Here is a 23,207-nt window from a genome sequence, read left to right on the forward strand (position 1 = left end):
AATATGCTACCTCCTGTACTGGCAAAAAACGATAAACAGGCCAATTGGCTCATACTTGTTTTTTCTTTCGTGGTATTTGCAGCTGTGGTTTTATTAAGCCGCATAAAGCTCGATGTTGATCTGGGTTTTAACGTTCATTTATTTGCACAGCTGAATGCGGTTATAAATTCAATAGTAACCATTTTATTACTGGCCGGCCTCGCAGTAGTAAGACAAGGTAAATACCTGCAGCATAAGCGCATTATGATCACCGCGCTGGTTTTATCGGTTATTTTCCTGGTATCCTATATCTGTCATCATTTGTTTGCCGGTGAAACCCGGTTTGGCGATATTAATCACGATGGCATCTTAAGTGATGAAGAAAAATTGTTGGCCGGCCCCAAAAGAACTCTTTACTTTATCATTCTTGCCACTCATATTCCGCTGGCGGGTATTATTCTGCCTTTTGTTTTATACACTGCTTATCGCGCTTTGATCGGCGAATGGCCCAAACATAAAAAACTGGCACGCTATACCTGGCCTGTATGGTTGTATGTTTCTGTAACCGGCGTACTGGTGTATTTGCTTATCAGTCCATATTATTAATGTTTTGATGAGCGAAATGGAAACGGGTTTTAAAGCGCAACGATATTCACCATTGATCATTGACTATTCACCATCATGAAGCCCAACGCTTTCAAAGTTTTAAAAATCCTTCATCTCGCCTTACTCATTGGCATGTTTTTATTTGCCATGGTATCGCTGGTAGTGGTATTAAAACGTGCTTCATCTTTAACCGGTGAATCGTTTCAACGTACATTTCAGGTGATTTGTATAGTGCTGTCGTTAAGCTGTATACTGGCCGGGTTTAATATTTTTAAACGCAGAATATTTGCAGCCCGCAACAGTACACAACCGGCCGATAAAAGAATGGATCAATACCGCTCGGCCTGCATTATATGGTGGGCCATGATAGAAGGTCCGGGATTGTTAGCTAATATTGGGTTTTTATTATCGGGCAACTTTGCGTTTTTCGCCCTCGCAATTGTGCATATATTGATTATGATTACGTTCACGCCACGGAAAGGAAATATTATTTTGTTGCTGAACCTGAATGTAAAAGAAGTGGCGCAACTTGAAGGTGGAAATGCATAGCTTGATAAAGTATAAAGTATTTATTCACTATTCACCATTGACAATTCACCATGAAACAATTGGTATGTATTACGCCCGGCGAGCTTGAATATCAGGATGCAGGGCAACCGGTTTGGCAAAAAGGACAATCATTACTGAAAATAAAACGCATAGGCATTTGTGGTACCGACCTGCATGCCTATGAAGGCACACAGCCATTTTTTAATTATCCCCGCATATTGGGTCACGAACTGGCAGCCGAATTTGTAGAAGGCGATGCACCGGGATTTGAATCGGGAGAACGTGTTACCATCATTCCGTATTTTAATTGCGGAACATGCATTGCCTGCCGGAACGGAAAGCCTAATTGCTGCACCAGCATCAATGTTTGTGGTGTTCATGTCGATGGAGGCATGCGCGAATACCTCGTAGTTCCGTCATATTCCTTATTGCATGGCGAAGGATTGAGCTTTGAAGAGCTGGCACTGGTTGAGCCGCTGGCCATTGGGGCGCATGGCGTTCGCAGGGCAGGTGTACAACCCGGCGAATATGTGCTTGTAATTGGGGCAGGGCCTATCGGATTAGGTATTATGGAATTTGCGCGCATTGCCGGCGCCCATGTAATTGCCATGGATATTAATGAACAGCGGCTATCATTTTGCCGGGAGAAATTAAAAGTGGCACACACCATAAATGCTGCTACTAACAATGTACTGCAACGTTTGCAGCAAATTACCGGTAACGACATGCCTACTGTAGTAATAGATGCTACGGGCAGTTTAAAGGCCATCAACAATGCATTTCAGTATATGGCGCATGGTGCCCGGTATGTATTGGTAGGATTGCAAAAGAACGAGATCTGTTTTTCGCATCCCGAGTTTCATAAGCGCGAGGCTACTTTGATGAGCAGCCGTAATGCTACTAAAGAAGATTTTTCGCTGGTAATGCAAAGCATGAAAAAAGGCCTTGTAAATCCTGCCACCTACATTACGCACCGCGTTTTATTCGAAAATGTGAAGACCGAATTTGCAGGCTGGCTGAAGCCGGAGACTGGTGTGATTAAGGCGATGGTTGAGTTGTAGTTGAAATATTGAATAATGAATGTTGAATGCTGAATGTAGAAGGAAGTTGAATGATTAACAGGTTTACAGGTTGAAAAGTTGATAGGTTAAAAGTTTAGTTTGAAAATGAATCAGAGACTATAAATCGCGGCAGCAACCACAAACTACAAACCTCAAACCACAAACTAACGACGGGCAGCGATCACAAACCGTAAATAGCTATATTAATTCAGTAGAAGGGTCCCAGAACAGCTTTTTAAAATCAACCACCGTATCGTTCTTTACTTTAATGCCCTCTTTCTTTAATAAGGCTTCCATTTTGGAAGGTGGGTTAAAATGATGTTTACCACTAAGCATGCCATTGCGGTTTACAACGCGGTGTGCTGGTACTTTAGGCTTTACGGATCCTGCTGCGTGCATGGCCCATCCAACCATACGGGCCGATAGTTTGGTGCCCAAACAGGCTGCAATTGCCCCATACGATGTAACACGACCCTTAGGTATCTGGCGGGTTACTTCAAACACCAGTTCAAAAAACGTATCGTCTTTTTTGCCCGAAGGAGTAACCGATTTCAGTTTTTCTCTTACCGGCTTATTGTTCTTTTTGGGTGTTGCCATCCTGATTCAGTTTACTGAGTAATTCGCTTTTGCGGGGTTCAGAAACATTTACATAATGAAACGGACAATGCCGGCATCCGTTTCCGCAACAATAGCCCCGTTCGAGATGATATTGTTGGGTGAGCACCATATAGCCCTGCTCGTTATAATAAAAATCAACTCCTTCGGTCAGTTTCTTCTTCAAGTAATAAAAGTTTTAAAGCTTCATCTTTATCGGGTAAAGGAGTGGCCGGCAGCATGAATTGTAAATAATGTACCCTGTTGCTTTGTGCTATATCCAGACTTTCGTAATGCGTTTTTATTTTCAGGGTTTCGCTCACCGTTGCTGAGGCATATACATCTTCAATATCCTGCACCACCGTAAGGTCGTATAATTCAATTACCCATTTTGTAAAACGATACAAGCTGGGCGAATCGGTTTTCAGGTGAATATAACCACCCGGTTTAAGTATTTGTTGATACAGCCTTAGAAATTTTGGGTGCGTTAGCCGTTTCCTTGCTTTTGATGTTCGCAACTGCGGATCGGGAAAGGTGAGCCATATTTCAGACACTTCACCGGGGGCAAAGTAGGCGGCGATACGATCGATTTGGGTACGCAAAAAACCAACATTGGTTAAATTTTCCTGCAGCGCTTTTTTGGCGCCCACCCAAATGCGATTGCCTTTTAAATCAACTCCCAGGAAATTGCGTTCAGGATGCAAACGGCCCAGTCCAACCGCGTATTCTCCCTTGCCACAGGCCAGTTCAAGGGTAATGTCATTATTGTTATGAAAGAAGTTCTTCCAGTTACCCGGCATATTTTCGGGGTATTGCAGCACATTGGTAAAGGTGCTTACTTCAGCAAAGCGTTGTAATTTCTTTTGACCCATGAGGCGGCAAAAATAGGAGAGAAAGAGAAGGGAAAAAAGAGTAGGAGATAGATCAAATAAAAAAGCCCCCGATATTCGGAGGGCTTTTTGCTGTAGAGGGAGGGTTCGAACCTCCACGGGGCAGTTAGCCATAGCGCAATTCTGTGGTGGTCAACCCCAGTCGGCTTAATTGCTTAAACCGGCATTACACTACGTTTATCCCGAACTCCCCACCCCCGAGACAAGAGGGCATGTCTGCCAAGTTCCATCACTCCACAATTTTAAAAACACATGAGAAAAACGCTGCTGTAGGAGGAGGATTCGAACCTCCACGGGGACGTTAGCCGAGCTAAAAGCATGATTTATCCGAGTTCCCCACCCCCGAGACAAGAGGGCATGTCTGCCGAAAGTTCCATCATCCCACAGTATTTGTCGCTGTTTAAAGAGCTATTTCATAGCAATATTAAAGAAATACCTATAAATATTGTAAATTATTCAATAGAAATTTGGAAAGTTTCGATAATATATAAATATTTGTGGACTTACTTGAAATTTGTACAAAAAACGATTGCAAAAATGGCAGCTAAATTGAATTTAGATAAACTGGATTTACAGATCATCCACGAAATGATGGATAATGCTGAGGTTTCTTATGCAGACCTTGGTAAGAAGCTATTCGTTTCCGGAGGTACTATTCATGTACGTATAAAAAAATTGCAGGAAGCAGGTATTGTCAAAGGTACTAAATTAAATGTTGACCTTAAACAGCTCGGATACGACGTAATTGCATTTATTGGCATATATCTTGAGAAGAGCTCCCTGTATGATTTTGTAGCCAAAGAATTGCAGCGTATCCCCGAAATTGTACGATTGAATTACACAACAGGTAATTACAGCATGTTTGCCGAGGTAGTTTGTAAAGATATTAATCAATTACGGTTTGTGTTACACGATGAATTACAAAAGATAAAGGGAATTGAACGAACTGAAACCTTTATTTCATTGGAAGAGAGCTTTACCCGTAATGTGCAGGTGTTTACTCCGTAGTATTATTTTTTCTAATATTAATAAGTATTTGCAGAATTTGCTGTTTGTAGCGTTAGAATAAAGTATTTTCAAACCTATATCTTTACTACTATGAAAAAAACTATCCTGCTTGGTATGGCCGTGCTCATGTTATTTGCTGTATCTCCTGCCTGTAAAAAAAATAAAAATGGCGGCGGATGCGGTGAAGCAGAAATTAAAGTAACCACCACGCCTGCTGTAGGTACCGTTGATCCTCCTGCTCCCGGAACTTCATTTCCGCTGATCGTAAACATTACAGATGGCATGCCTTCTTCGGGCGTTAGCATTCAGGTAACAGCACGAACAGAATCAAATTCAACTCCTTTCTTTACCGAAACACGCGATGGCTTGTCGAGCAACAGCTTTACTATTACGAATACACCTACCGGCGTAACCTGTATTTGCGAAATTACAGTTACATCAAAAAGCTGTAATACCAATAAGTGGTCGGGTAGCTACCGGTTCTCTGGAAAATAATTTGTTACCCCGCTTCGACGGAGCAGGTTTCATGTTGCAAGGAAATACATGTATCATGTAACCTGCAACTTGAAACCTGTAACCTGTTATTCTTTCACCTGCAGCGCATCGCGCAAACCATTTCCCAGCATATTGAATGCAAGCACCAGCAACATAATAGCAAAGCCGGGTGCAAGTGCCAGCATAGGATTATGCGTAATAATGAAATTATAGTTTTCCTTTATCATTAACCCCCAGCTTGGTTGCGGTGGTTGCACACCTACTCCCAAAAAACTTAAACCGGCCTCAATAACGATCGCCGAAGCAAAGTTCGAAGCAGCCACTACCATTACCGGCCCCAAAACATTGGGAAGAACATGCCGCAGTATAATTCGCGTATGCGAAAAACCAAGTGCCCGAGCAGCCTCAACATATTCCAGTTCACGAACGCTTAAAACCTGTCCGCGTATAATGCGGGCAACACTTACCCACATGGTTAATCCTATGGCAACAAATACCTGCCAGAAGCCTTTTCCCAAAACAAGCGTAATGGCAAATACCAGCAACAAGGTTGGTATGCTCCAGATTACATTAATGAACCACATAATCGCATCATCGGTACGGCCTCTGAAATAACCGGCCAGGGCGCCCAGCAAAACACCAATACTTAAAGAAATAACAATGGTAACCAATCCAACACCAAGGCTTACCCGAACACCTACCAGTAACCTGCTTAAAATATCACGGCCATATTTATCGGTGCCCAATCTGAATTTCTTTGAAACAACTTTATAGGGCCCCGAAGCGGAACCTTCCTGCCAGCGCGTTTGTGTAAGCGGCAGGGCCATTCTTTCATAAAGGCCTTCATCGATGTATTTTTCAATTATCAAACTATCGCCCTGCAGCTTATGGCTCTTAATGGGTATGTACTGGTATTTGTCTTCGGCGCCGGATAGTAATTGTTTAAAAAAAGGAGTGGGTTTTATTTTTCGTTCTTTCGGCAATTGAAGGAATAGCTGCGTATAACCCGGTTTTTGACCACCAATTTCCACCACCATTCTGTTGGCATCGGGCGAGCCATCCGGCGCCAGCAAATACGCAAAAACCGCTACTAATATGGCCAGAGCAATAATTATGATACCTATTAGTGCGCCTTTGTTTTTTTGCAGTCGCCGCCAGATTGTTCTTTTGGTGGCAGTTGTCATATTTTGTTTCAGGTTTCAGGTTGCAGATTTCAGGGAAATACTATAACCTGAAACTTGTAACCTGTAACAGGTTTTATTTTTTTATTCGCCGCCCTTTCCATTCGTATGAACCAAACTTTCCCAGCCAGCCGGCAATAATTGTATATGTAATATGCAGTGGTTGTAAAAAAGGAAAGTACTTCATTAACCGCTGCTGACCAAAAAAGATAGCCACTGAATTTACAAACGGAAATTCGATCAATACTTTTGCCAATAACAGCAGCAATACAAAAAATAGCCAGATGCTTTTAAATAATGAAGCAACTACACCTGCCAGAAAAAATACATTTAACAAATAAACCAGCAACAACACCCAAAAAATGCGCTTATCATCATACCGGTCGGCCTTGCTTGCCCATCGTATGCGTTGATGAAAAAATTGCTTCCAGCCGGCAGCCGGCTCAGTGGTAACAATGGCCTCACGGCTTTTTAAATAGAATACATTATTGGGGTAGCGGCTAAATATCTTGTGCATTAACAACATATCGTCGCCCGAAGCAATGGTATCGATATTATCAAAACCGTTTACTTCATGAAACGCCGCTTTTTCATAGGCCAGGTTGGCGCCGTTGCACATGGAGTGAAATCGTTTGTACACCGAAGCAGCGGTAATACCCTGCAGTGTTAAAAAGTCGAGCGTTTGAAAAACCGACAGCAGGGTTTTGTTGGTGGTATACGTTACCGGGGCAGCAATAAACTTTGCCTGGTTTGTTTCGTAAAAAGCGGCTATTGTTTGCAACCATAGCGGGTTAAAACGGCAATCGGCATCGGTGGTTATGATCAGAGCTCCGGCTGCAGCATGAATGCCCGTTTCAATTGCCTTTTTCTTATAGGAAACAATAGCATTTTGATTGGTTACATGTTCTTCAAGCCTGATGGTTTTTAATTGAAGATTTTCAAAGCTGCTTTGCTGCAACAATGCCCAGGTGTTATCGGTTGAATGATCATCTACAATAATTACTTCGTATAAATGTTTGGCGTATTGCTGCTGGTATAACGACTGCAGCAGTTGCTGAATATTGTTTTCTTCATTACGCGCAGCCACTATAACCGAAATGAAAACAGATGGTTGTTTTTCGGGTAAAACAAATTCGGGCATCCGGTTCCATGCTTTGTGATAATAGGCGATCAGCACCGCATAGGACACCATCAATAAAAAAAACACAAAGAGGAAAAACGGCATCATTCAATTAGTTTGGCTATAGATTATGATTGAATTAATTCTACAATCTGATTCGCATTTTTTTCCTGTAACACCTGGTGCCCTGATTGAATAATGTGCAACGTACAGAAAGATTCAATACCATTGCGAAATTTTTCTCCTCTTTCAAACCGTATAATGCGGTCGAACTGCCCGTATAGTAAACGAACCGGTACCCGGTGCGCACAAATTACCTTTTTTATCAATGCAAGATCGGGTTTGATCAACCGCATACTGGTCCATCTTTCGTACAATAACCGTCGCGCCTGGGTATCATGAATATAATAACGCGTGAATTTAACCACGCTTTGGTTGATCAGTTTAAGGCGGTTGCCTGCCTGCAGCAATGAAAAGAACCATTGCGGATGCTTCATGGTAAAACCAAAAAGGCGGTTACCAATAAGGGTTTGCGTAGCCAGCCAGTACCAGAAATTTACTTTCAAACCATCGGGCGCCAGCAGAATTACTTTTTCAATTTGTTCGGGAATGGCCTGCAGCAGATGCAAGGCTACCCTTCCGCCCATACTAAACCCCAGCAGCGTAAATCCCGATGCTTCACAGCCATGTTTTGAACAAATGCCGTTAATAATAGCCAGTAAATCGGTTATGCTAAAATGCAGGCCTTCTTTCCATTGTGTTTTTCCATGAAAGGGGAAATCTATGGCAAAAAGCGTGTAATCGCCTGGAAGATGGCTTTCAAGAAAATGAAATGATTGTTCCGACTCGCCATAGCCATGCAAACATATCAGCATTTTTTTGCCGGCGCCAAACCGGCAATAATGCAGTTGCGATGAACGGTAAATAAAAGTGCCTGTTTGCATGCGGCACAAAAATAACAAAAACCGGCAGGGTTTTGCCAGGTGGCGGCAACCTTACTGCATCTGCCCGTATTTTTACATTGGTTACAAAAATGTTAATGGTAAATTAAATATTCGTTTATGCGATAAGGATATATTAAGTTTGAGTACTGCTGCACATTATTAACAAGGTTACATCTTCCCATTTATGTTTTTCAAAAACAACCTGAAAGCATATGCAAAGGCATATCTTACCATTATCATTTGCTGCAGTGTAATGAGTTCGTGCAAGCCTGTAATTTATCTTGTATACGGATTTAAAAAGCCAAAACCCGAAGAAGAAAAAAGCATCAGCAATGTGCTGCAGTCGGTACACATTGGCCGGTATCCGCTGGTTGTATCAACTTACGATGGGTTTTTTAGCAACTTTACATTTGGCAGTTCTGATATAAACGTGTTTGATAAAGAAGGGCGATTAATTATCATGCCGGAAACTAAAAATGCCTGTTCTTATAACCGGGTCACATTTCTTAAAAATTTAAATAAACAGGAAAAATTTAAGCGGGCCGACTCTGTGTTGATCGATTCAGTAGCAAAAACCTGGATGTTGCCCAATGGCGAACCGTTTGTATACAAACACTCCGATACGGCAGATTATACGGTTGTGATCAAATGGCGCCGTTGGACGGGCAAAAAACTGTTGAAGCAGCAGGTAGTGCAGGGGCTGCAGGCGATACAGCAAAATACCAGCGTTCACATTTCGGTTATCTTATTGAATATGGATATTCAAAAATTGTGGGGTGAAGATAAGCTGACCACTATAAAAACTACCAAAACCTCAATAGCATTCACCAATCGCTGAACCGGCGGCCAGGCCATCACCACCGCAACTCAAGCAGGGGCAAGCCATTATCAGCAATTTGTTTCTTAACAAAAAATTGCTGCTGAAAAAACTTGCACAAATGGAGCAAAAATGTTAGATTTGAATAGTTGTATAAACAACTATATGTCAAACAACCAATTCAAGAGAGGCGAATTATACAGTTTTATTACCGGAAAAGCATCCACTGCCATTGCCAGGCGGCTGCAAAAAAAGTTCAATGCGGCCGGGTTAAATGTAACCATTGAGCAGTGGAGCGTGTTATATCATTTATGGAAACAGGACGGCATTAGTCAGCAGGAATTGTGCAATGCCACATTTCGCGACAAACCCAGTATAACACGGCTGGTAGATAATCTCGAAAAATTACAGCTGGTAAAACGCGTACCTAGTGAATCGGATCGGCGCATGAACATGATTTATTTAACCAAACAGGCACAGAAACTACAGGACCAAAGCATGGAACTGGCCAACGAAACACTGAACGAAGCCCTTGAAGGGGTATCACCCGACCGTATAGACGTATGCCGCGAGGTATTGCAGATTGTGTATGATAATTTGAAATAGGTTGACAAGTTGACGAGTTAACAAGTTAAAAAATTCACGAGTTAAAAAGTTGGCAAGTTAACAGGTTAATTAGTTCACAAGGTATAAGATACTGAGATAGCTATTGACCATTCACAATTGACTATTCACCATTGACAATAATATCAGTTCAACATAAATACTTTTTTATGAGCACCACGACCCAACAAAAAAATATACTCAAAGGAGGCGAATGGCTGATAAAGGAAAGTTCCCCATTTGAAACCTTCATCCCCGAAGATTTTTCCGAAGAACAGCAAATGGTAAAAGATATGTGTGCTTCTTTTTTAGAGGCAGAAGTTTTACCTATTCTTGAACGGATCGATAAACTTGAACCCGGTTTGATGCCTTCACTGGTTACCAAAGCCGGTGAACAGGGCTTGCTGGGCGCTTCGATTCCTGAACAATATGGCGGGCTGGGAAAAGATTTTATTACCTCTAATCTCGTAGGCGAAGGACTTGGTGGCGGATTTTCATTCAGCGTAGCCGTTTCGGCGCATATGGGTATTGGCACCTTGCCTATTTTATATTTCGGAACCGAACAACAAAAAGAAAAATATATTCCCAAACTGGCAACCGGCGAATGGAAAGGCGCTTACGGACTTACCGAACCTAACAGCGGCAGTGATGCGCTGGGAGCCAAAACCACCGCCAAACTGAGTGATGATGGAAAGCATTATTTATTGAACGGACAAAAATGCTGGATCACCAATGGTGGTTTTGCCGATGTGTATACTGTATTTGCCAAGGTTGATGGCGACAAGTTCACCGCATTTATTGTTGAAAGAGGTTATCCCGGATTTACACAGGGCGCCGAAGAACATAAAATGGGCATTAAAGGATCGTCTACCGTACAGCTCTACTTTCAGGATTGCAAAGTGCCGGTTGAAAATGTACTGGGCGAAGTTGGTAAAGGCCACATCATTGCATTCAACATTCTTAACATAGGCCGTTTAAAATTATGTGCTGCTGCACTGGGCGGCGCCAAACGTGCTACTACTACCACTATACAATACGCCAATACGCGCGAACAGTTTAAAACACCCATCGCCAGTTTCGGCGCTATAAAAAACAAACTGGCCGAAATGGCCATCACCATGTGGGTATGCGAAAGTGCGCTGTATCGCACAGCCAAATGGATCGACGATAAAGAACACGAACTGCTGAGCGCCGGCAAATCGTTTAGTGAAGCGGTATTGGGCGGTGCCGAAGAATATGCCATTGAGTGCGCCATGCTGAAAGTATTTGGTAGCGAAACACTTGATTTTATTGCCGATGAAGGCGTTCAGATACACGGCGGTAACGGGTTCAGCGACGAGTACGTTATTTCAAAAGCATATCGCGATAGCCGCATCAACCGTATTTACGAAGGTACCAATGAAATAAACCGGCTGTTAACGGTTGACATGGTGCTGAAGCGCGCTATGAAGGGAAGACTCGATTTGATGGGGTCTGCAATGAGTGTGCAAAAAGAACTGATGAGCATTCCTGATTTTGGCAGCAGTGATGAAGAAGCATTTGCAAAAGAGAAAAAAATTATCGCCAACTTTAAAAAGGCCATTTTAATGACGGCCGGCGCCGCTGTTCAAAAACTGATGATGAAGATTGAAAACGAGCAGGAAATTCTGATGCATATTGCCGATATGGCCATTCAAACATTTGTGGCCGAAAGCGCTCTGTTGCGCGCCATGAAACTGGTTGAACGGAAAGGAGAAGCCGCCGCCGCATTTGAGCTCGATGTAACAAGAACCTGGTTATACGATGCAGCCGACATCATTAACAAACATGGTAAAGATGCTATAAATGCATTTGCTGATGGAGATGAGCAGCGGATGATGTTGCTGGGGTTGAAACGCTTTACGAAAGTAGAACCTTTCAACAGCAAAGAAGCCAAACGCCGCATTGCTCAAAAGCTGATCAGCGATAACAGGTATCCTTTGTAAACTTCAACGGGTAGTTATATAATTGGCCTTTTGCCTTTTGGCAGAAGGCTTTTTTTATGCCTCGACTTCCTCAGTTTTAAAAGCAGCCCGCGCCAGCAGCAAAAAACCATTGGCGGCATGCAGTATGAAGCAGGTATGGGAAACTTTATCAATGTACCCGGTGCTTGCCATCATTAAAACAGTGGCTGTTACAACGGCCAGAAAGCCTACAACTAATAAACTGTTTAAAAAGGGAACGAATCGCATAGCATATAGATTTTGAGGTACGAATTTCATATTCAAAATACTCACCAACGGTCAATAATGCTAATTTTTGTGAAAAATCAGGCAGGATTGTGCAAAAATTATAAGGGTTTTTACTGATGAATATGATGTTTTTGGGGCGGCGATGATGGCTTTGAACAGCAGCATTCCCACTTTTTCCGACTATTTTTGTCGCTTATGAACTGGCAGCAACTCTACAGCACTAAACGAAGCGGTTCTGAACATAAAACGGCATACACCGATGCCATCCGTACTTCTTTTTTGCGCGATTACGACCGGCTTATTTTTTCCTCTGCCTTCAGGCGGCTCCAGAATAAAACACAGGTTTTTCCTTTGCCCGGACCTGTTTTTGTTCATAACCGGTTAACGCACAGTCTTGAGGTTGCATCGGTAGGGCGTTCACTCGGAAAGGCCGTAGGTGATGCCATAGTGCAGAAATATAACAATGCCGAAGAAAACTTCAGGGAGTTTTACAAATATGAACTGCCTTCAGTAATTGCCGCCGGTTGCCTGGCGCACGACATCGGCAACCCGCCCTTTGGCCATTCGGGCGAAGATGCCATTCGCACTTTTTTCAGGGAATTAACGGGAGATGCTCAACAACAATTTGCTGAGTTGCTGAGCTATAACCAGCAACGCGATTTTCTTTTTTTTGAAGGAAATGCCAATGCCTTTCGCACCCTTACACACAGTTTTAATGAAAAAGCGCCGGGTGGTTTTCGATTAACTTATGCTACATTGGCTTCAATTATTAAATATCCTTCCGACTCGGCCAGTGGTTTTTATAAGCAACAGCTGGTTACCAAAAAATCAGGATTTTTCGATTCAGAGATTGCTACCTATCAATACATCGCTAAAGATCTGGGCATTCCCCGCCTCGATGAGCATAAAAACATATACGCCCGCCATCCTTTTGTATACCTTGTTGAAGCCGCGGATGATATTTGTTATCGCATCATTGATTTTGAAGATGCCCACCGGTTAAATATCATTTCTATTGATACTATTAAAGACCTCTTTTTATCGTTTTTTGATAATGAAGAAGGGTACGATGCCCGCGACAGGGTTGAGCAGATCTTTAATGAAATTAATGATCACAATCAGAAAGTGCAGTTTTTGCGCGCCAAGCTCATTAACCTGCTCCTTAACCGGGTTACCAATGTATTTATGCAAAATGAAGATGCCCTACTGCAGGGCACATTACAAAAATCATTGATAGATTATTTGCCCCAAAGGGAACTGCAGATAATAAAATCGATCGATGAATTTTCAATAGAGCATATTTACAACCATCGTTCGGTGGTGGAAATTGAAATTGCCGGTTATAATGTGATCGGTGGTTTATTAAAAGAATTTTTTGCAGCGGTGATCAATCCTTCTTCTGCCAAATCGCAAAAATTGCTACAACTGATATCGCAGCAGTTCATCATCACCGGCGACCGCAATAAACTGTACAACGATATTCAATCGGTAGTTGATTTTATTGCCGGTATGACCGATCTGTATGCAGTTGATGTATACCGTAAGATCACCGGAATTGCATTTCCGCAAATACGTTAAAAGTCGGGAAGTCCGCAAGACCGAAAATCGGAAAGATGTGACTCCACAGGTTCTTTCTTCCGGACTTTCCGCCTTTCGGACTTTGTTTTAACTTGCTTTTAAAACCTTAACGCATGTCTACACGCCGACAATTTATTAGCAATACCGGTAAAGCCATGGTTGCCACCGGATTGGTTACCTTAGCAGAAAAAGGGGATCCCGTTATGATTGAAAACAAGTTCATTCATCATGTTTATTTCTGGTTAAAGAATACCGGTAGCAAAGAAGATCGCGCTAAACTTATTGAAGGCCTGACCAAATTATCGAAGGTAAAAAACATTAAAACTTTTCACATTGGTCAGCCGGCAGATACCAACCGCGATGTGATAGACCGCTCGTATGCTGTTTCGTGGTTTACGATGTTCGACAATGCCACCGACCAGGCGAGTTATCAAACGGATCCAATACATCTGAAATTTGTTGAAGATTATTCGCATCTGTGGAGCAAGGTAATTGTGTATGATTCAGTTGATGTGAAGTAGTTGGTAAGTTAATAAGTTAACGGGTTAACAGGCTTACAGGTTAACCTGTTAACTCAAATAAATACAATGAAAGGATATTTGTTACGCAACCAGGCATATACTGCAGGCGAAGATACTTTTATAGAAAGTACTTCGAATGAGAATAACTATGCAGTGGTATTTGAAGATGATACCGATACCGGGTATTTTTATGCAATAGAAGTTGAGCCTGCTACCGGTAAGCAAAATATTCTGGATGCGGTGCACATTTACAATATTGAAGAAGTGCCGGCAGAACAACGAAAAGGTATTATAAACATAATCTGGTCAACCGATTGGCTGCGCTGTGCGCTCATCATAAATAATTGCTGCCATGCTGTATTTGATTTTGATAACCATGGCGGCTATTGCCTGAGTGAATTTCCTCCTCCCAACTCTATCTGGACAAAAGGTGAAAGAAAGCTGACCAATGAAATGGTGACAGCGTTTTTTAGGTGAACCGTTTGCCACAGAATTTAGGTCCATCTGCGGTAGACTTTATACAATATTGCCACGAATTGCACGGATATGAACACGGATACATTGCCTACGGCTTCACAATCGACCCCTGTGGTTCTTTCTTCAGCGCTTTTGGTGGCGTAACCGGCGGCGTATGGTACAACAGCTGGCGGGGTTGTAATGATTTTGTTTCAGACAGCATTTGAAACATGGTGGTAAATTCGCCTTCGGTCTTCAGATCTTTAATGAGGCGATATAAGCGATGTTGTAATTTTTCGCCCGACCATCTTTTTGCATAACCGGGAATCCGAAATTCCCAGATATCGGTAAACTCCCAGGGATGAAAATACAAACACAGATACCCATCGTGATGAAGCGTTTTTATGGCCAGTTGTTTGAAAACAGCGTAGGGCATGTTTTTAAACGCCAGCCAGAACAGCGGAATGCGAAATCGCGGACTTACCGAGGCAGGCACACGCAACATATTTTGATCGTAGTATACGGTTCGGGGCTGTGAAAAGTTATTATAACGGCCCGGTATCCACGTAGGATTGATAGATGAATCGTAGCTGTAACCGGCGTTAATTACGTCCTGCATGGGAATGGCCTTCATACGCGGCATTCTTAAACCGTAAACAGGCTGATTGGTAATTTCTTCAAGCTGCAGCCGGCTTTGCAGCAAATCGGCTGTTTGATAATGCGAATGAAAAAAGGTATGCGATGCAATTTCGTGTTTACGCGAAATTTGTTTGATGCTATCGGGAAACCAGTTGGCAAAATGGGCCGTTGTAAAAAAAGTGCAGTTAGTATCGGTGCCATTAATGACCGACATGGTGGCCTGCAGGCCTTTGAAGCCTGTTTCCATTTGTTCGTAAATAGAAAGATGTTGATTATGCTCCGAAGGCATATCAAATTCTTCTACGTCAAAACTCGTCAATATGTATCTCTGCCGGCTCATGTATGTTTGATTCTTTTATGATGTAAACAGGACGATGTTTGTTTTGCATGAATAACTTACCCAGGTATATGCCTATAATGCCTAAAATCATCAATTGAAGACCGCCGAAAAAAACAATAGTTACGATTACTGAAGTCCAACCCGAAATGGTATATCCGAAGTAATAGCTGTAAAGCGCGTAAGGTATATATAAAGTTGATAAAGCTGCAAAAGTAAAGCCAATGTAGGTGGCTGCATATAAAGGCCTGATGCTGAATGAAGTGATGCCTTGCAATGCGAACCGGATCATTTTTTTGGATGTATATTTCGATACTCCCGATTTGCGCTGCTCGGGTTCATACTCCACGCCGTATTGTTTAAAACCCGCCCATTTTACCAGGCCTCTGAAAAACGGCTCATACTCCTGCAGGTCGCGCAATGCGTTGGCAACATTCCGGTTCACCAGCCTGAAGTCTGCCGTGCCTTTTTCGATTTTAATATCACTGAGCCAGTTCAACATGCGGTAAAACAGGTTCGATGTGATTCTTTTTACAAAAGGCAGCTTTTTATCTTCCTTTCTTATAGTATAAACAACGTCGAAGCCCTGTTCCCATTTTTCGAGCAACTTCGGAATTAAATGCGGCGGATGCTGCATATCGCCATCCATGGTTATAATGCAATCGCCGTCTGCCATGTCGAGGCCCGCTTTAATGGCGGCCTGATGGCCGAAGTTGCGCGAAAAAGAAATGAACCTGATGTTTGGGTCCTGTACGGCCAGCCTTTTTATTTCGAGCAGGGTGATATCCTGACTGCCATCATCAACAAAGATCAGCCGGTACCGGTATCGTAATCCGGCAAATATTTTTTTAATAGTTTTAGCCAGCAGAACAACATTCTCCCTTTCATTATGTACCGGAACAACGATAGATACGAGTTTGATCATACTGTCATTGTTTTTTTCGGGTAAATAAAAATGAGATGGCTTTTGTTATTCGACCAGAGGTAAATGCGTGAAGAATTGAAACCTTTTGGGACAATAGAATAACATGCCTGCAAAGTATCGTTTGGCAAGCTGATATTCCCATGTTTGTATTGCGCCTCTGGATTGGGTATTAACATCTGAATAACTAATAGTAAAACAGCCTTTTTCGTAATTCCCCTATATCAACAAGCAAAAATTTATCCAGACATAGTAAAAAAACGTCAAGCGTCAACCGCTGTTTAAGTGCGTTATTTCATAATTTGTTTATTATGAATGATATATAAAGCAAGAATAAACTCCTTTTGGTGTAAGGGGAAAGTACCGGAAGGTGGATGATACGGGGAATTACCTAAGAAGTGTTCGGGAAGTATTCGGGAAGTGCTCAGGAAGGCTTCGGTAATTTCCCGAACAAAACCCGAACACATCCCGGCTACTTGTTGAATACTTCCCTATCTCAGGTTGTATTACAGGCGAAATAAGTTGATTGAAAATCTATTGCAAACGGCTGGCGGCGGCTTCATCGGTGAACCAGTGCAACTCGCCCTGTACCGGCTGTATGATCTGCGAGGGATATTGATCTATGTTTTTAGCCCCTTTCAGCACTTCGAATAAGGCGTTGGCTTTATTGCTGCCAAAGGTGAGGAATGCTACCCGTGCCGCCCTGTTTACCACTGGCGCCGTTAAGGTGATGCGGTACATTTGCTGGGCTTCGAGGTAAAAAGCTTTTACCCAGGCTTGTTTTTCGTGAATTACAGAAGTATGTGGAAAAAGTGATAAGGTATGTCCATCATCACCCATGCCGTTTAATACGAGGTCGAAGGTGGCGCCTTCGGCAGAAAAATAACGGTGCAAAATGGCTTCGTAGGCGGTGGCGGCCTCATCGGGCGATAAAGAAGTATCCATAATATGCACCTGTGCGCGAACTACCGGTACATTATTAAGCAAATGATCGAAAGTCATTTTTGCATTGTTGCGGCTATCGGTATAGGGTACCGCCCGCTCATCGCCCCAGAAAATATGCAGTTTGCTCCAGTCAATGCGTTCCCGGTAAGGAGGCGAAGCCAGTAATTCGTACAATTGTTTGGGCGAATTACCGCCGGTTACTACCCAGGTAAAATGATCCTGTTTTTGTAAAACCGATTCAATGGCCTGGGTAATCCACTCAGCGAGGGCTTTGCTTACTTCGTCGGGAGATTTATAAATGTGGAGCATTCCAAATTTTGATTTAAGATTACTTGCCAGTTGTCGGTTACCAGCCTCCTGTTGCCTGTTCTCGGCTACTGGTAACCGGAAACAGGTAACGGGTTTTAAACGCCCGCCTGCACACCGTGGTGGGCAACGGGCAGCGAAATCCAGTTACGGCCATCGCGGGCTATAAGCGCTTCGGCATCTTCGGGTCCCCAGCTATCGGGCGCATAGTTGGGGAAATCGATCGGTACGCGGTTTTCCCAGGCTTCCTGAATGGGCATTACTACTTTCCACGCCGCTTCAACCTGGTCGCTGCGCATGAATAAAGTGGCATTACCTTCCATTACATCGAGCAACAGGGTTTCGTATGCTTCGGGATCGTCATCGCCGTAGGTATCTTTATAATTGAAGATCATATCAACCGGATTCAGCGTAAGCGACTGACCGGGGCGTTTTGCCTGAAAGCGCAGGCGTATATCCATTTCGGGTTGAATACTGATGGTAAGCCGGTTGGGGCGCCATGTTAAAGCAGCTTCCTGCGGAAATGCAAAATTGGGAGCCGGTTTAAATTGTACAGTTATGATGGTTGACTTTTCGTGTAAGCGTTTACCGGTGCGTACATAAAAAGGCACATCCTGCCAGCGCCAGTTATCAATATGAAACTTTACCGCTGCAAAAGTATCGGTAGGCGAATTGGGGTTTACTTTACCTTCATTTCTGTAGCCCGGTACTTTTTTACCCTGCATCCAGCCATCGGAGTATTGTCCGCGCACCGCATACTTGTGTACTTCTTCCTTGCTGAACTTGCGAATGGCATTTAATACATCTACCTTTTTATTTCTGATTTCATTGGCATCGAACGATACGGGCGCTTCCATGGCAATCATACATAACAGTTGCAGAATATGGTTTTGCACCATGTCGCGCAATGCGCCTGACCGTTCGTAATAATCGCCGCGGTTTTCAAGTCCAACGGTTTCGGCTGCGGTAATTTGAATATGATCGATGTAATTTCTGTTCCAGATGGGTTCAAACAAAGCATTGGCAAAACGCAACGCCAGAATGTTTTGAACGGTTTCTTTACCAAGATAATGATCGATGCGGTAAATCTGCGTTTCATCGAACATCGACGTAAGCAGCTCATTCAGTTCATGGGCGCTTTGCAGATCGTGACCGAAAGGTTTTTCAACCACAATGCGGGTGCATTTGGTATCGGCACAAATATTCAAAGGGCCGAGCTTGCTCACAATCTCAGGAACGAGGTGCGGAGCTACCGACATGTAAAAGATCACATTGGGATGCTCGCCGAACTCCTGTTCTTTTTGTTTTACTATTTCGGCAATTTTCTGGTAGTCGGCTTCATTGCCGGCATCCATTTGCAGGTACGAAACGTGTTGCGAAAATGCCTGCCATTTGCCGTTTTGCTCACCTTTACGGCGCGAGAACTGCTGAATGCCATCGAGCAGGTGCTGGCGAAATTTATCATCGCTGTAGGCGGTTCGTCCAATACCTACAATAGCAAATTTCTCGGGCATCCAGCTATCGATAAATAAATTGTATAAAGCCGGGGAAAGTTTGCGCTGGTTTAAATCGCCACTGCCACCAAAGATGAAAAGCAAAGAGGCCGGCGGACATTTATGGTTTTGCATATTATGATTTTTGCGCTACCAACCTTTCGTCCCTACGGGACGGCGGTTCATTATTAGATTTTCTATTTAAATTTTAATTAGCCTGATTAAACGGCAAAGTGTGATCTTTTCGCTTTGCCAATTGCCCATTGCCAATTGCCCGTTGTTTTACTTCTTCCACTCCGTATGAAACACCCCTTCCTGGTCAACACGTTGATAGGTATGGGCACCGAAGTAATCGCGTTGCGCCTGCAACAGGTTAATGGGTAGTTGTTTGCTATGGTAAGCATCGTAGTAGCTCAAAGCACTCATCAGGGCACCGGCCGGTATGCTATGTTGAATGGCCAGTGCAGTTACTGCACGAAGTCCCTGTGCTTTTGGCTGCAGGTAGCGGGCTACCTGGTTATCTAATAACAAATTCGACAGCTGAGAGTTCAGTTCAAATGCTTTGCCGAACATTTCGAGCAGAACAGAACGGATAATACAGCCTCCGCGCCACACACTTACCACCTGCGGTAATGGAATTTGCATATCCAGATCGGAAGACGCTTTATGCAACAAAGCAAGCCCCTGCGCATAGCTGATGATGGTGCCAAACAACAAGGCATCGTGTACCTGTTGAATGAATTGTTCTTTGGGCAGGCTTATCAGTGATGCCGATTCAGGATATAAGGCAGCTGCCTGTACGCGTTCGGTTTTTAATGCCGATATATTGCGCATGGTAACGGCCATATCGATGGTAGGGATGGGCACACCCAGGTCCATAGCATCCTGCGACGTCCACTTACCGGTGCCCTTTGCGCCTGCCTTATCAAGGATCATATCTACCAGGCGGTTAGACGATTTATCGTCGGGTTGTAAAAATATGTCGGCTGTTATTTCTATCAAAAACGAGCGGAGCTCACCTTTGTTCCAGGTATCAAAAACAGTATGCAGTTCATCATTATTTAATCCCAGGCCGCGATGCAGCAGGTCGTAGCTTTCGCTGATGAGCTGCATGATGGCATATTCAATTCCGTTGTGCACCATTTTAACATAGTGGCCGGCGGCGCCTTTACCCAGATGGGCCACGCAGGGAACATTGTTCACTTTGGCAGCAACGGCTTCGAGCATGGGCCGAACATGCGGATAAGCTTCAGGATCGCCGCCCGGCATAATGCTGGGGCCTGTACGCGCACCCTGTTCGCCACCCGAAACGCCGATGCCCATAAAATGAATGCCTTTGCCCTGCAGATAAGTAACACGGCGAAGGGTATCGGTATAATGCGAGTTGCCGCCATCGATAATGATGTCGCCCTGTTGCACAAGCGGTAATAAACTTTCAATCACATCATCGACCGGTTTACCTGCGGGCACCAGCATCATTATTTTTCGTGGCGTTGCCAGCTGGTTCACCATATCCTGTAAGGTACCAACACCTTTTACGGTAGTACCGGCAGTTGCTGATGATTCAAGCGCCGATGTTTTTTGATTGTCTTTATCAAAGCCTATTACTTTAAAACCGTGATCGGCCATGTTGAGCAAAAAATTTCTGCCCATAACGCCGAGGCCAATCATGCCAAAATCAAATTGTTGATCACTCATTGCAAATAGATAAGGTTGCAAAAGTAGGCAAATTGAAGATAGGGGGGAGGGGATCGGGAAATTTGAAAATTTTCGAAATAAGGAAAATCGTGTTAATGCGATATTGGCAGTATGGTGATTTTTTGATGGCTTGTTTGTGATTTATCAAAAGAGGCCACAGGTTTGCCGCCTGCGGCAGAAGAAAATTTGGGATTCGGGTATGCCGCCTTCAGCGACCTGTATGCAGAATACTACTTTGCCACAGCCAGTCCCGACCGTTACGGATGCGGGCAATAAAAAACACGGACTGTTATTGTCCGTGTTACCTATTACCTTTTCATGAAAGGTTAACAATAATATATTGAGTTTTTTACATGAAATATCTGTGTTCAGCCGTGCAATTTCGCCCACAAGTCCGGAACAACCAATTTTGTAATTACGCGGCAAACATCCAAATCCGTGGGTATCTATTGCTGGTTTGGCGCCGGCGGGGGAGGTGGTGGTGGCGGCTTCATTTCCATTTTGGAAGCTGCTTTGGCTTCGGGATGCGGGTCGCCATGATGGCAGGTAACACAACCTATGGGAGGAATGGGATGCTCTTCATCTTTTTTATAATGGAAGAATTTTTTGTTAATGCGGGTTGTCATGCGCATCATATCGCGGGCGGCATTTTTTTCGCCCTTTTCGTCGCTCGCAAAGTCAAGCTTTTTGGGATTGTCTTTTTGTGCGGCATGGCAAAAATTACATCTTACACCGAGGGCGTTGTTAAACTGGTGCATGACGCTGTCGAGCTCATCATGACTGATGCTCTTAGGCAGTACTTTTAAATTTTTGTAATCGGGATCGGCAGGTGCGCTGGCAGCAATTCCTAATACAACCAATGCAACCAATGTACAGGCAACAGTAAATTTCTTTTTAAAAAGCATGACAGTTTGTTTTAAAAGTTACAGGTTACAAGGTACTGGATTCGGGGCATAAGACAAGGGATTAAGGTACAAGACTCAAGGCCCGGGATTTAAGGAATAAGACATAAAACTACGGGCACAAATGGTCGAATTTGTGCTTCGTTGAAATTTATTAGATGTGATTAAGAAAATAAACCTGCGTTATCTATAAATTAACATCACAACGTTGCAAGATAATATGGTTATTCGGTGTGAATGAAGTATCTTTGCGGCCACATTTGAGTGATAAACGCATATAGTAAGTGAACGATATATCTCGCTACGCATTTCTGCTAATAGTTGTTAGTCTTCCTTTACATTCTGCTTTACCTCAGATCCATTTATAATTTTTAACCAATTTTAGTTAGCATGAACATTTATGTTTCGAATTTAAGTTTCAACGTTACCGACGATGATTTGGAAGGATTTTTTGCCGAGTATGGCGAAGTATCTTCTGCCCGTGTGATCACAGACAAATTCACTGGTAAAAGCCGTGGATTTGGATTTGTTGAAATGCCTAATGATGAGGCTGCCAGAAAAGCAATTGCTGAACTGGATGGTGGCAAAGTAGAAGGCAGAGAGATTAAGGTTGCAGAAGCTCGTCCCCGTGAAGAGCGTAGTGGTGGTGGCGGTAACGAAAAACGTTCATTTAGCCGTAATAACAGTTACAACAATCGTTATTAAACTTATTAGGTTAAATATCAGGCCCCCCGATGCATCGGGGGGCTTTTTTGTTGTAGTTGGAGGTTGCCGGAAAACAATTTTTTGATTTCTGATTTCCTGATTTCGAAGATTTCTTTAGGTGTTGCACCCAACGAAATCGCAAAATCTCTAAATCCCAAAATCAGAAATCAACATACAGTTTTTCCGGGCGCAGCCATATAAAACATCAATGTGGTGCCCTGGTTGTGTTGATTGTATATACTGATATTGCCGCCGAGTTGCCGGGCAGCCTGTACAACATGTGTAAATCCATTCGATACGGTACTGTAGAAGTAAGAACCATTATTTCTTACCCGAACCTGTACTCCGTCATTGTTGCAAACCGCCTCTACTCTTATACAAACATTTTCAGAACCGTTGATGGCACCGCTTAACAGGTTGCCCAGCACATAGGCGAGCAAATTTTCATCGGCTTCAAGATGAAATGTTTGATCAACATCATTTATAATAAAACTCTTTTTTCCTGTAACCAGGGGTAACAAGCCTACCATCAGTTGATCGATGAGCCGGTGTAGAGGAACAGGTTGACTTAATGCAGTTTGAGGAGTTGAAACGGGGTGAGTAAAATGCATCAGGCTTTTCATACAAAGGATTTTTATAGTGAACGAA

26 protein-coding genes are annotated in these 23,207 nt (G+C 43.3%); 12 read left to right on the top strand and 14 right to left on the bottom strand.

Translation table 11 applies throughout. The annotated features are described in order from the left end of the window. The first annotated feature begins 3 nt into the window (after positions 1 to 3). The 3 genes from AC59IL_RS11470 (at position 4) to AC59IL_RS11480 (ending at position 2,195) form a co-directional block, all read left to right on the top strand. Entirely contained in the window at positions 4 to 585 is a 582-nt protein-coding gene (locus AC59IL_RS11470; protein ID WP_496552260.1) for a DUF420 domain-containing protein, read from the top strand. Between the two features lie 75 nt (positions 586 to 660). After that, entirely contained in the window at positions 661 to 1,134 is a 474-nt protein-coding gene (locus AC59IL_RS11475; protein ID WP_496552261.1) for a hypothetical protein, read from the top strand. A 50-nt stretch (positions 1,135 to 1,184) separates the two neighbouring features. Next, positions 1,185 to 2,195, top strand: a complete 1,011-nt coding sequence (locus tag AC59IL_RS11480; RefSeq protein ID WP_496552262.1) for a zinc-binding alcohol dehydrogenase family protein — start codon at positions 1,185 to 1,187, stop codon at positions 2,193 to 2,195. Between the two features lie 198 nt (positions 2,196 to 2,393). Here the strand turns inward: AC59IL_RS11480 and AC59IL_RS11485 are convergent, their stop codons facing one another. The 3 genes from AC59IL_RS11485 to trmB are packed head-to-tail and all read right to left on the bottom strand — an operon-like array spanning position 2,394 to position 3,661. Continuing rightward, positions 2,394 to 2,792: an MGMT family protein gene (locus AC59IL_RS11485; RefSeq protein WP_496552263.1), complete on the bottom strand. Its 399-nt coding sequence runs from the start codon at positions 2,790 to 2,792 to the stop codon at positions 2,394 to 2,396. Beyond that, complete coding sequence (locus AC59IL_RS11490; RefSeq protein WP_496552264.1) at positions 2,767 to 2,976, bottom strand: C1orf53 family protein; 210 nt, start codon at positions 2,974 to 2,976, stop codon at positions 2,767 to 2,769. The genes AC59IL_RS11485 and AC59IL_RS11490 overlap by 26 nt, the downstream gene beginning before the upstream one ends. Continuing rightward, entirely contained in the window at positions 2,948 to 3,661 is a 714-nt protein-coding gene (trmB, locus tag AC59IL_RS11495; RefSeq protein WP_496552265.1) for a tRNA (guanosine(46)-N7)-methyltransferase TrmB, read from the bottom strand. The genes AC59IL_RS11490 and trmB overlap by 29 nt, the downstream gene beginning before the upstream one ends. Before the next feature lie 555 nt (positions 3,662 to 4,216). On the opposite strand from trmB, the gene AC59IL_RS11500 reads away from it, so the two are divergent. Then, the gene (locus AC59IL_RS11500; RefSeq protein WP_496552266.1) at positions 4,217 to 4,687 is read left to right on the top strand and encodes an Lrp/AsnC ligand binding domain-containing protein; all 471 of its coding nucleotides are present in this window, start codon (positions 4,217 to 4,219) and stop codon (positions 4,685 to 4,687) included. Positions 4,688 to 4,777: 90 nt separating this feature from the next. Then, positions 4,778 to 5,182 (top strand): hypothetical protein, encoded by a 405-nt coding sequence (locus tag AC59IL_RS11505; RefSeq protein ID WP_496552267.1) that lies wholly within the window; start codon positions 4,778 to 4,780, stop codon positions 5,180 to 5,182. 86 nt (positions 5,183 to 5,268) lie between these two features. Here the strand turns inward: AC59IL_RS11505 and AC59IL_RS11510 are convergent, their stop codons facing one another. The 3 genes from AC59IL_RS11510 to AC59IL_RS11520 all read right to left on the bottom strand — a co-directional run bounded on the left by AC59IL_RS11510 (position 5,269) and on the right by AC59IL_RS11520 (position 8,427). Beyond that, on the bottom strand, positions 5,269 to 6,366 hold the full coding sequence (locus AC59IL_RS11510; RefSeq protein ID WP_496552268.1) for an ABC transporter permease: 1,098 nt from the start codon (positions 6,364 to 6,366) through the stop codon (positions 5,269 to 5,271). A gap of 73 nt (positions 6,367 to 6,439) precedes the next feature. Further along, the gene (locus tag AC59IL_RS11515) at positions 6,440 to 7,591 is read right to left on the bottom strand and encodes a glycosyltransferase (protein WP_496552269.1); all 1,152 of its coding nucleotides are present in this window, start codon (positions 7,589 to 7,591) and stop codon (positions 6,440 to 6,442) included. A 20-nt stretch (positions 7,592 to 7,611) separates the two neighbouring features. Further along, on the bottom strand, positions 7,612 to 8,427 hold the full coding sequence (locus AC59IL_RS11520; protein WP_496552270.1) for an alpha/beta fold hydrolase: 816 nt from the start codon (positions 8,425 to 8,427) through the stop codon (positions 7,612 to 7,614). A gap of 184 nt (positions 8,428 to 8,611) precedes the next feature. Between AC59IL_RS11520 and AC59IL_RS11525 the strand changes: the two genes are divergently transcribed. The 3 genes from AC59IL_RS11525 to AC59IL_RS11535 all read left to right on the top strand — a co-directional run bounded on the left by AC59IL_RS11525 (position 8,612) and on the right by AC59IL_RS11535 (position 11,811). Further along, positions 8,612 to 9,265: a hypothetical protein gene (locus AC59IL_RS11525; protein ID WP_496552271.1), complete on the top strand. Its 654-nt coding sequence runs from the start codon at positions 8,612 to 8,614 to the stop codon at positions 9,263 to 9,265. Between the two features lie 144 nt (positions 9,266 to 9,409). Then, entirely contained in the window at positions 9,410 to 9,850 is a 441-nt protein-coding gene (locus tag AC59IL_RS11530; RefSeq protein ID WP_496552272.1) for a MarR family winged helix-turn-helix transcriptional regulator, read from the top strand. A 167-nt stretch (positions 9,851 to 10,017) separates the two neighbouring features. Beyond that, positions 10,018 to 11,811 carry an acyl-CoA dehydrogenase FadE gene (locus AC59IL_RS11535; protein ID WP_496552273.1) on the top strand — a complete coding sequence of 598 codons (1,794 nt, stop codon included), beginning with the start codon at positions 10,018 to 10,020 and terminating at the stop codon, positions 11,809 to 11,811. A gap of 54 nt (positions 11,812 to 11,865) precedes the next feature. Here AC59IL_RS11535 and AC59IL_RS11540 read toward each other — a convergent pair whose 3' ends face one another. Further along, positions 11,866 to 12,057, bottom strand: coding sequence for a hypothetical protein (locus AC59IL_RS11540; RefSeq protein WP_496552274.1), 192 nt, complete (start codon positions 12,055 to 12,057; stop codon positions 11,866 to 11,868). Positions 12,058 to 12,252: 195 nt separating this feature from the next. Between AC59IL_RS11540 and AC59IL_RS11545 the strand changes: the two genes are divergently transcribed. The 3 genes from AC59IL_RS11545 to AC59IL_RS11555 all read left to right on the top strand — a co-directional run bounded on the left by AC59IL_RS11545 (position 12,253) and on the right by AC59IL_RS11555 (position 14,633). Continuing rightward, on the top strand, positions 12,253 to 13,635 hold the full coding sequence (locus AC59IL_RS11545) for a deoxyguanosinetriphosphate triphosphohydrolase (RefSeq protein WP_496552275.1): 1,383 nt from the start codon (positions 12,253 to 12,255) through the stop codon (positions 13,633 to 13,635). A gap of 113 nt (positions 13,636 to 13,748) precedes the next feature. Beyond that, a complete protein-coding gene (locus tag AC59IL_RS11550) occupies positions 13,749 to 14,156 on the top strand; it encodes a Dabb family protein (RefSeq protein ID WP_496552276.1) in 408 nt (135 codons plus the stop codon). Positions 14,157 to 14,222: 66 nt separating this feature from the next. Beyond that, positions 14,223 to 14,633, top strand: coding sequence for a DUF2251 domain-containing protein (locus AC59IL_RS11555; RefSeq protein ID WP_496552277.1), 411 nt, complete (start codon positions 14,223 to 14,225; stop codon positions 14,631 to 14,633). 88 nt (positions 14,634 to 14,721) lie between these two features. Here AC59IL_RS11555 and AC59IL_RS11560 read toward each other — a convergent pair whose 3' ends face one another. From AC59IL_RS11560 to AC59IL_RS11585, 6 genes are all read right to left on the bottom strand, one after another. Continuing rightward, on the bottom strand, positions 14,722 to 15,591 hold the full coding sequence (locus tag AC59IL_RS11560) for a polysaccharide deacetylase family protein (protein ID WP_496552278.1): 870 nt from the start codon (positions 15,589 to 15,591) through the stop codon (positions 14,722 to 14,724). Then, the gene (locus AC59IL_RS11565; RefSeq protein WP_496552279.1) at positions 15,557 to 16,513 is read right to left on the bottom strand and encodes a glycosyltransferase family 2 protein; all 957 of its coding nucleotides are present in this window, start codon (positions 16,511 to 16,513) and stop codon (positions 15,557 to 15,559) included. Before AC59IL_RS11565 ends, AC59IL_RS11560 begins: the two co-directional genes overlap by 35 nt. A 531-nt stretch (positions 16,514 to 17,044) precedes the next feature. Beyond that, entirely contained in the window at positions 17,045 to 17,764 is a 720-nt protein-coding gene (gene pgl / locus AC59IL_RS11570; protein WP_496552280.1) for a 6-phosphogluconolactonase, read from the bottom strand. A gap of 95 nt (positions 17,765 to 17,859) precedes the next feature. Beyond that, entirely contained in the window at positions 17,860 to 19,389 is a 1,530-nt protein-coding gene (zwf, locus tag AC59IL_RS11575) for a glucose-6-phosphate dehydrogenase (RefSeq protein ID WP_496552281.1), read from the bottom strand. 147 nt (positions 19,390 to 19,536) lie between these two features. Continuing rightward, positions 19,537 to 20,952: an NADP-dependent phosphogluconate dehydrogenase gene (gene gnd, locus AC59IL_RS11580; protein ID WP_496552282.1), complete on the bottom strand. Its 1,416-nt coding sequence runs from the start codon at positions 20,950 to 20,952 to the stop codon at positions 19,537 to 19,539. 446 nt (positions 20,953 to 21,398) lie between these two features. Beyond that, a complete protein-coding gene (locus tag AC59IL_RS11585; protein WP_496552283.1) occupies positions 21,399 to 21,857 on the bottom strand; it encodes a c-type cytochrome in 459 nt (152 codons plus the stop codon). Positions 21,858 to 22,244: 387 nt separating this feature from the next. Between AC59IL_RS11585 and rbp the strand changes: the two genes are divergently transcribed. Continuing rightward, positions 22,245 to 22,559, top strand: coding sequence for an RNA-binding regulator (gene rbp, locus AC59IL_RS11590; protein WP_496552284.1), 315 nt, complete (start codon positions 22,245 to 22,247; stop codon positions 22,557 to 22,559). Positions 22,560 to 22,726: 167 nt separating this feature from the next. On the opposite strand, the gene AC59IL_RS11595 is transcribed toward rbp, so the two are convergent. Then, positions 22,727 to 23,182, bottom strand: a complete 456-nt coding sequence (locus tag AC59IL_RS11595) for a sensor histidine kinase (RefSeq protein ID WP_496552285.1) — start codon at positions 23,180 to 23,182, stop codon at positions 22,727 to 22,729. Between the last annotated feature and the right edge of the window lie 25 nt (positions 23,183 to 23,207).

The organism is Niastella sp. sgz303648, assembly GCF_059587045.1.

What these genes read in the sequence shown, in the direction of transcription:
- AC59IL_RS11560 (WP_496552278.1), bottom strand. Translation starts at nt 15,591, where the DNA reads ATGAGCCGGCAGAGATACATATTGACGAGTTTTGACGTAGAAGAATTT.
- AC59IL_RS11485 (WP_496552263.1), bottom strand. Translation starts at nt 2,792, where the DNA reads ATGGCAACACCCAAAAAGAACAATAAGCCGGTAAGAGAAAAACTGAAA.
- AC59IL_RS11595 (WP_496552285.1), bottom strand. Translation starts at nt 23,182, where the DNA reads ATGAAAAGCCTGATGCATTTTACTCACCCCGTTTCAACTCCTCAAACT.
- AC59IL_RS11585 (WP_496552283.1), bottom strand. Translation starts at nt 21,857, where the DNA reads ATGCTTTTTAAAAAGAAATTTACTGTTGCCTGTACATTGGTTGCATTG.
- trmB (WP_496552265.1), bottom strand. Translation starts at nt 3,661, where the DNA reads ATGGGTCAAAAGAAATTACAACGCTTTGCTGAAGTAAGCACCTTTACC.
- AC59IL_RS11475 (WP_496552261.1), top strand. Translation starts at nt 661, where the DNA reads ATGAAGCCCAACGCTTTCAAAGTTTTAAAAATCCTTCATCTCGCCTTA.
- rbp (WP_496552284.1), top strand. Translation starts at nt 22,245, where the DNA reads ATGAACATTTATGTTTCGAATTTAAGTTTCAACGTTACCGACGATGAT.
- AC59IL_RS11515 (WP_496552269.1), bottom strand. Translation starts at nt 7,591, where the DNA reads ATGATGCCGTTTTTCCTCTTTGTGTTTTTTTTATTGATGGTGTCCTAT.
- AC59IL_RS11480 (WP_496552262.1), top strand. Translation starts at nt 1,185, where the DNA reads ATGAAACAATTGGTATGTATTACGCCCGGCGAGCTTGAATATCAGGAT.
- AC59IL_RS11565 (WP_496552279.1), bottom strand. Translation starts at nt 16,513, where the DNA reads ATGATCAAACTCGTATCTATCGTTGTTCCGGTACATAATGAAAGGGAG.
- AC59IL_RS11510 (WP_496552268.1), bottom strand. Translation starts at nt 6,366, where the DNA reads ATGACAACTGCCACCAAAAGAACAATCTGGCGGCGACTGCAAAAAAAC.
- AC59IL_RS11535 (WP_496552273.1), top strand. Translation starts at nt 10,018, where the DNA reads ATGAGCACCACGACCCAACAAAAAAATATACTCAAAGGAGGCGAATGG.
- pgl (WP_496552280.1), bottom strand. Translation starts at nt 17,764, where the DNA reads ATGCTCCACATTTATAAATCTCCCGACGAAGTAAGCAAAGCCCTCGCT.
- AC59IL_RS11540 (WP_496552274.1), bottom strand. Translation starts at nt 12,057, where the DNA reads ATGCGATTCGTTCCCTTTTTAAACAGTTTATTAGTTGTAGGCTTTCTG.
- AC59IL_RS11555 (WP_496552277.1), top strand. Translation starts at nt 14,223, where the DNA reads ATGAAAGGATATTTGTTACGCAACCAGGCATATACTGCAGGCGAAGAT.
- zwf (WP_496552281.1), bottom strand. Translation starts at nt 19,389, where the DNA reads ATGCAAAACCATAAATGTCCGCCGGCCTCTTTGCTTTTCATCTTTGGT.
- AC59IL_RS11545 (WP_496552275.1), top strand. Translation starts at nt 12,253, where the DNA reads ATGAACTGGCAGCAACTCTACAGCACTAAACGAAGCGGTTCTGAACAT.
- AC59IL_RS11525 (WP_496552271.1), top strand. Translation starts at nt 8,612, where the DNA reads ATGTTTTTCAAAAACAACCTGAAAGCATATGCAAAGGCATATCTTACC.
- AC59IL_RS11520 (WP_496552270.1), bottom strand. Translation starts at nt 8,427, where the DNA reads ATGCAAACAGGCACTTTTATTTACCGTTCATCGCAACTGCATTATTGC.
- gnd (WP_496552282.1), bottom strand. Translation starts at nt 20,952, where the DNA reads ATGAGTGATCAACAATTTGATTTTGGCATGATTGGCCTCGGCGTTATG.
- AC59IL_RS11530 (WP_496552272.1), top strand. Translation starts at nt 9,410, where the DNA reads ATGTCAAACAACCAATTCAAGAGAGGCGAATTATACAGTTTTATTACC.
- AC59IL_RS11505 (WP_496552267.1), top strand. Translation starts at nt 4,778, where the DNA reads ATGAAAAAAACTATCCTGCTTGGTATGGCCGTGCTCATGTTATTTGCT.
- AC59IL_RS11550 (WP_496552276.1), top strand. Translation starts at nt 13,749, where the DNA reads ATGTCTACACGCCGACAATTTATTAGCAATACCGGTAAAGCCATGGTT.
- AC59IL_RS11500 (WP_496552266.1), top strand. Translation starts at nt 4,217, where the DNA reads ATGGCAGCTAAATTGAATTTAGATAAACTGGATTTACAGATCATCCAC.
- AC59IL_RS11470 (WP_496552260.1), top strand. Translation starts at nt 4, where the DNA reads ATGCTACCTCCTGTACTGGCAAAAAACGATAAACAGGCCAATTGGCTC.